This is a genomic window from Corallococcus sicarius, assembly GCF_003611735.1.
Classification (GTDB): Bacteria; Myxococcota; Myxococcia; order Myxococcales; family Myxococcaceae; genus Corallococcus; species Corallococcus sicarius.
This window is the reverse complement of the sequence record NZ_RAWG01000659.1, coordinates 1-953: the sequence shown is the minus strand read 5'-3', so window position 1 is coordinate 953 and position 953 is coordinate 1. Positions and strand designations below refer to the sequence as shown.

The following is a 953-nucleotide window of genomic DNA, read 5'->3' as shown; positions in this document are numbered from 1 at the left end:
CGCAGGTACTCCGGCCCGTCCACCACACCCGCGGGACGCGCGTGGAAGGTGGTCTCGCTCAGCTCCGGCTTGCGCCAGTACCCCTGCGCCACGCTCGCGCCCGACACCCAGATTTCACCGACCTGCCCGGGCGCACGCGGCACGAGCGAGTCCGGCTCCACGACCAGCAACCGCTGCTCCTCCAGCGTCATCCCGCAGCCGATGTGCGTCCGCACGCCCGCCGCATCCACGGGCCCCGCCACCGCGAGCCCGCGCGCCAGCGCCGCATCCTCCAGCGGATGCACGCGCACGCCCCGGCCCTTCTCCTCGCCGGTGACGATGAGCGTCCCTTCCGCCAGGCCGTAGCACGGGTAGAACGCCTCCGGCCGGAAGCCACTCGGCGCGAACACCTCCGCGAAGCGCTTCAGCGTGGACGCGCGGATGGGCTCCGCGCCGCAGAACGCCACCTCCCACGACGACAGGTCCAGCGACGCCACGTCCTCCGGCGTCGCGCGACGCGCGCACAACTCGAAGGCGAAGTTGGGCCCGCCGCTGATGGTCCCCCGGAAGCGCGACACCGCCTGCAACCAGCGCAGCGGCTTCTGGAGGAACGCCATCGGCGACATCAGCGCCACGGGGAAGCCCCCGTGCAGCGGCTGGAGGATGCCGCCGATGAGGCCCATGTCGTGGTACGGCGGCAGCCAGATGACGCCCACGCTGTCGCGGCGCACCTGGAACGCCCCGGAGATGAGCCCCAGGTTGTGCAGCAGGTTCGCGTGCGTGAGCATCACCCCCTTGGGCGTGCCCGTGCTCCCGGACGTGTACTGAAGAAACGCGAGCGACTCCGCGCCCACCTCCGACGGCGTGCGCCACTCCCGCTCGCCGCCCTCGGGCAGCGTGTCCGTCGCCATCCAGTGCAGCGCGCGGAAGTCCGGCGCCTGCTCGAAGAGGAAGTCGGACAGCTCCAGGATGCC

At 72.2% G+C, this 953-nt stretch carries 1 protein-coding gene; it reads right to left on the bottom strand.

Annotation, left to right across the window (positions count from 1 at the left end; translation table 11 throughout):
- On the bottom strand, positions 1-953 hold a 953-nt coding region (locus tag D7X12_RS41550), incomplete at both ends, for an AMP-binding protein (RefSeq protein WP_147444007.1).